The organism is Chamaesiphon sp. VAR_48_metabat_403, assembly GCF_031422475.1.
Lineage (GTDB): Bacteria > Cyanobacteriota > Cyanobacteriia > Cyanobacteriales > Chamaesiphonaceae > Chamaesiphon.
On record NZ_JANPLS010000357.1, the window covers coordinates 1 to 6521 of the forward strand.

Below are 6521 nucleotides of genomic sequence, written 5' to 3' on the forward strand. Positions count from 1 at the left end.
CGGCAAATCCCCTAGCTCCGGCCCCGCCCCTGGACTCAAAATTAGTAAATCGATCGATAATAGCCTCAGCCCCCAACAGCAAACAGCCCTAGCAAATATTATCGATCGCTATGTCGCCCACACACCAGAATCCAAACGCCAAGCCCAAGCCCATCGCCGCTATTTAGCCGATCCGCGTACTGTGTCTGGGTTTACGCCCTTACTCAAAGAAATGATCTATCCGATCGTGACCGATCGCGCTCAAGGTGCGAGATTATGGGATGAAGATGGCAATGAATATATCGATCTGACTAATGGTTACGGGCTGAACTTCTTCGGCTGGTCGCCAGATTTTCTGACCGATGCCATTAAAGCGCAACTAGATAAAGGCATGGCAATCGGCCCCCAGACCCCATTAGCGGGTAAAGTTGCCAAAACGATCTCCGAAATGACCGGGATGGAACGAGTAGCTTTTTGCAATACCGGATCGGAAGCAGTCATGGCAGCATTGCGGATCGCCCGTACCGTTACCGGACGCGATCGGGTCGTTATTTTTGCCGGATCTTACCACGGCACTTTCGATGAAGTCTTAGTCCGTCCCGGTGCTGACTTGCAATCTTATCCCAGCGCGCCGGGAGTAATGGCAACAGCCGTCGCCAATGTCATGGTACTAGATTATGACAATCCGGCTAGTTTGGATACTATTCGTCAATACGCCGATGAAATTGCCGCTGTGGTCGTCGAACCCGTCCAAAGTCGCCACCCCAATCTCCAACCCCGCGCATTTATCCAAGCCGTCCGACAAGTAACCGCACAGTTAGACATCGCTCTAATTATGGATGAAGTGATTACGGGGTTCCGGGTAGCTCCTGGTGGTGCCCAGGCATATTTTGGAGTTAGAGCCGATCTGGCTACTTATGGCAAGGTTGTCGGCGGTGGTATGCCGATCGGGATTTTAACCGGATCTGCTAAATATATGGATGCCTTAGATGGTGGATTTTGGCAGTTTGGCGATCGATCGATGCCCGAAGTTGGCGTGACGTTCTTTGCGGGTACTTTCGTCCGTCATCCCCTGGCGTTAGCTGCTGTCGAGGCAACTCTCGCCCAACTCAAAGCAGGCGGATCTGAATTACAGCAAACGCTCACGCGCAAAGTCGAACGACTCGTCGAGCAGATTGAAGAGCATTGTCAATTAGTCGGCTTGCCCATCAATATCGAACATTTTAGTTCGTTGTTCTATTTAACTTTCCCGCCTAGTGAAAGTTATGGCAACTTGTTGTTTTATCTGATGCGATTGAACAATATTCATATTTGGGAAAATCGCCCGTGTTTTCTTACCCTCGCTCACAGCGATGCCGATATCGAGACAATTTTATGGACGTTTAAAGTCTGCATTGCTCAATTACAATCAGTTGGTTTCTTATCTAGTTCTGGTAATGCGATCGCAGTCAATCACAATCTGCCACCACAACCGGGCGCGCGACTGGGTAAAGATAAATTAGGAAATCCAGCTTGGTTTATTACCGATCCCGATCGATTGGGTAATTACTTACAAGTTGAAAGTGAATAGTGAATAGTGAATAGAGTTTTAATTTTCTTACTCTTTACTCCCCACACTCCCCCCACTCCCCCACTCCCCATCCCCCCGCTCTCCCCTAAAAATATGGATTTGCTAACTGAATTTAGTATGGAAACTATCGATATCGATTTATCTGCTGATGGAGAAACAAGATTGGAGCTACCAACTACTAGATCGTCTCTAAAATCATCGCCCAGATCGCAGCTCAAAGCGGTTGACTACGATCCATTTGCTGATGGTGAAATTTTATTAACTGCACCAGCAACTGAATCTCAGCAAGAAATTTGGGTCGGCGTTCAGATTGGCAATGATGCAAATTTAGCTTGTATTCTTTCCCAATCTTTGAGATTGAGTGGCGAATTAAATCTCTACGCGCTTGAGACTGCATTTAGACAATTAGTAATGCGACACGAGGCATTACGGACGACTTTTAGTGCAGATGGTAGCCTGCTATTAATTGCCAAGCACATCGAATTTACAATTCCAGTTATCGACTTAACTAATTTATCCGCGCCAGAGCAATTAGCCCAGATCGAGCTACATCAGCACCAAGCCGCCAGCCAGATCTTCGATCTCCAGCATGGGCCATTATTTAACACCAAAATTCTCAGCCTCAACAATCAAGAATATTTAGCGATACTAACAGTCCATCATATTATTTGCGATGGCTGGTCTTATGGCGTGCTGCTAGACGATTTAGCAAAAATTTATACAGGATTGGTGACAGGACAAATACCAGAGTTAGCACCAGTCGAATATTTAAGTGAATATGCTTTTCTCGAACAAGAGAAGATCGATAAACTAGTGACGATCGAGACGGAAACATACTGGCTGGAAAAATTTGCCAAGTTACCACCAGTTTTAGACTTCCCCACCGATTATCCACGTCCGCCACTGCGTACTTTTAATGCAGATCGGGTCAGTCATACTTTATCGGCAAATTTGGTACGAGATCTCAAAAAATTGGGAGCTAAACAAGGTGCCAGTTTAATGACAACGCTCTTGGCTGCCTTTGAAATATTTTTATCTAAAATTACCGGGCAAACCGATATTGCTGTCGGCATCCCGACTTCTGGACAAACTGCAACGGGGAAATATAATTTGGTCGGGCATTGTGTAAATTTTCTGCCGATGCGGAGTACGATCGACCCAAATAGAACCTTCCCAGAATACCTCAAATCGAGAAATCGAGAAATTTTAGATGATTACGATCGCCAGGATTTTACATTTGGCAGTCTCCTTAAAAAACTCCCGATCGCTCGCGATCCCAGCCGGATCCCGCTAATTTCAACAGCATTTAATATCGATATTAAAACCGATGGTATCGAATCGTCATTCGCGGGTTTAGCTGCTGAAAATATCCAGAATTGGAGTAAATTTACCACCTTTGAAATATTTCTCAATGCGGTGGTTAGCGATACCGATAGCATCGAATTAGATTGTCAATATAATACTAATTTATTCAGCGCAGCTACGATCCGACAGAGATTGGTCGAATTTGAAAATCTACTGCTCCAGATCGTTCCTACTGCTGTTGGTAGAACCGCCGCGCATCGACCGCTGCACGATTTATCATTACTAAATGAGATCGATCGACTTAAATTATTAGTTGAATGGAGCGGAGTTCGCACCGATTATCCACGAGATGAATGCATCCATCAGATCTTCGAGCAACAAGTCGCCATTAATGGCAATGCGATCGCCTTAGTTTACCAGCAGCAACAACTCACCTACGCGCAACTCGATCGTCAAGCCAATCAACTCGCCCACCATCTGCTCTCCTTGGGCATCCAACCCGAAGATCTCGTCGCCATCGCCCTCGATCGTTCTCTCGACAGCATCATTGCCATCCTTGCCACTCTCAAAGCTGGCGGTACCTATCTCCCGCTCGACTTGAGCCAACCCTCATCGAGACTCGCCTTCATTCTCGATAATGCTAATGTCTCAGTGCTAATCGCTACCACCGCATTACTCGATCGATTACCCGCATCTACCGCTCGAACGATTGTACTCGATCGAGAAGCAGAGATAATCGCCACTCATCCCACCACCAATCTCCAGCTAGATCTGCCAGCGGATCGTCTCGCCTACGTCATGTATACGTCCGGCTCCACCGGACAACCCAAAGGTGTCTGTATTCCCCATCGTGGGGTCGTGCGACTGGTTAAAAACACCGATTATATCGATTTTAGTCCCCAACAAGTCTGGCTCCAACTAGCACCACTCGCGTTCGATGCTTCGACTTTTGAGATTTGGGGCAGCTTGCTCAATGGTGCCAAACTGGTGCTATTTCCCGCCGCGAAGCCCTCATTAGTGCAATTAGGTAAAATCATCGTCAGCGAGCAAATCACCACATTGTGGCTGACGGCGGGGCTGTTTCACTTAATGGTAGACGAACGATTGGCGGATCTAAAACCGCTCAAACAATTAATTGCAGGCGGGGATGTTTTATCGGTGTCTCACGTCCAAAAAGTTTTATCTACGCTGACAAATTGTCAGTTAATTAATGGTTACGGGCCGACAGAAAATACGACATTTACTTGTTGTTATCGGATGTCTAGAACGCAAGCCCACACCGGATCGAGTTCGATTCCAATTGGTAGACCGATCGCGAATACTCAAGTTTACATTTTAGATGCCGATTTACAACCCGTACCGATTGGGGTGGCGGGAGAATTGCACATCGGTGGGGATGGGTTGGCGCGGGGCTATTTAAACCGTCCCGATTTAGATGCCCAAAAGTTTATCGCTCATCCATTGGCTGAAGTGGGGAGACTTTACAAAACCGGAGATCGGGCGCGCTATTTACCCGATGGCAATATCGAATTTTTAGGACGAATCGACAATCAGGTGAAGATTCGCGGCTTTCGGATCGAACTGGGCGAGGTAGAAGCGACTCTAGCGAATCATCCTAGCGTGCGGGAGGTAAAAGTTATCGTGCGTGAAGATCGCCCTGGCGACAAACGCTTAGTGGCTTATATCATCGCTCGTGCCAACCAAATTAGCGATCGCGATTTACGTGCATTTCTACTAGCAAGATTGCCAGATTATCTGATTCCCTCAGCATTTGTACCGATCGATCTGTTTCCGCTTACGCCCAATGGTAAAGTCGATCGAGGGGCATTACCAATTCCCACTACCGATCTTCAGCCTGACACCAACACGTTTGTCGCTCCTCGTAACGAGATCGAACGCCAACTCGTCCAAATTTGGGAACGGGTGCTAGATGTGCGACCGATCGGCGTTACAGATAACTTCTTTGAATTAGGCGGTCATTCGATGATTGCCGTGCGGTTGTTTAATGAAATCGAAAAAGTTGTCGGAAAAAATATTCTACTCTCAACTCTATTTCAGGCGCAAACGATCGCCGAATTAGCAGTGGTGTGCAGCCCTCAAGCCGCAAATCCCACCAACTGGGAATTTTTGGTTGAGATGAAACGGGGCAATCCAGATAAAGCACCCCTATTTTGCATTCATGCTATCTGGGGAAATATTTTGTTTTATCGCAACTTTACCAAATATTTAGATACCGATCGACCGATTTATGGCGTTCAATCTAGAGGACTTAATGGTAACCAAACACCATGTACTTCCATCCCCGAAATGGCGGCCAACTATGTTAGAGAAATTCGCAGTTTGCAGCCTCAAGGCCCTTATTTAATTCTCGGTTTCTCGCTAGGTGGTTTAATTGCATTGGAAGTGGCTCAACAACTTCAGGCAGAAGGGCAAACAATTCAACTATTAGCTTTGCTCGATCCGACTAGTCCCAATTTGATGGAATTAAATGCCGAACTCAAGACGATCGCCAATACATCGATCTTGACCAAAACTACCGACCATATTCGCAGACTACTCAAATTGAGTTTGTCAGACAAAATAACTTATGTAAAAGAAAGATTATATTGGAATTTAAAGCTCGGTCGGGCTAATTTTTTGTACAAAGCATATCTCCGCTACATTAAAGGAGCCATTACCGAACTCAGATTAATGGAGGTATATTGGGCAAATTATCTGACTCAAGATACTTATCTGCCCCAACCATATATCGGTAAAATTTCGCTATTTTTAGTAGAAGATCCCGGTATTGGTGGTGAGGATAATTCCGAAGCAGAATGGGGATTTTTAGCTAGTGAAGGTATAACCGTCGAATTATTTCCCGGCGCACACATCGAGATTATGGAAGAACCTAATGTCAGAATGTTATGTGCCAAATTTAATAGTTACTTGAAGTAACTCATAATAATGACCGAGACAATTCTAGATTTTGAACTCTGCGGTTCGCGCACGCCTTTTGTCAATCCAAAATCGTAAATCCAAAATCCAAAATTGATATGACAGATATAGCTTTTTTCTTGGTAAATCTTGATGGTGGTGGTGCTGAAAAAGTTATGCTCGGCTTGGCAAGTGGCTTTGCCGAACGGGGGCTAAAAGTAGACCTAGTTTTAGTCAAGCTGACAGGTGAATATCAATCGTTAATTTCGCCGAAAGTGCGAGTTGTCGATTTTTCACATCCACGCCTAATTACCAGTCTGCCACTATTAGTTAAATATCTCAAACAAACCCGACCGAAACTGCTTATTTCTGCACTTGAAGATCCGAATACGCTCGCTATTATTGCCAAAATATTGGCGCGCGTACCCACCCGCATCGTCGTCACCATCCACAATCATCTCACCCACTACTCAACTCAATCGAAAGAATTAAAACGCAAACTGACACCGTGGTTCGTTCGCTGGTTATTTCCATTTGCTGATGGAATTGTTGCAGTATCGCAAGGCGTTGCGGATGATGCGTCTAAAGTGAGCGGGTTAGATTCAAACAAAATTAAAACGATTTATAATCCAATTTTTACTACCGATTTAATTGCTAAATTTCAAGAACCGATCGATTGCGATTGGCTCTTAGAAAATCGCATTCCTGCGATCTTGGGTGTCGGTAGATTGAGCCAGCAAAAAGATTTTGC

Annotated in this window: 3 protein-coding genes; all 3 read left to right on the forward strand. The window is 45.5% G+C overall.

Annotation, left to right across the window (positions count from 1 at the left end):
- Positions 1 to 1549 (forward strand): aminotransferase class III-fold pyridoxal phosphate-dependent enzyme (locus RMO79_RS17420; RefSeq protein ID WP_310484499.1); only part of this gene is annotated, 1549 nt, incomplete at its 5' end.
- A 93-nt stretch (positions 1550 to 1642) separates the two neighbouring features.
- Positions 1643 to 5791, forward strand: a complete 4149-nt coding sequence (locus RMO79_RS17425) for an amino acid adenylation domain-containing protein (protein WP_310484500.1) — start codon at positions 1643 to 1645, stop codon at positions 5789 to 5791.
- 98 nt (positions 5792 to 5889) lie between these two features.
- Positions 5890 to 6521 (forward strand): glycosyltransferase (locus RMO79_RS17430; protein WP_310484501.1); only part of this gene is annotated, 632 nt, incomplete at its 3' end.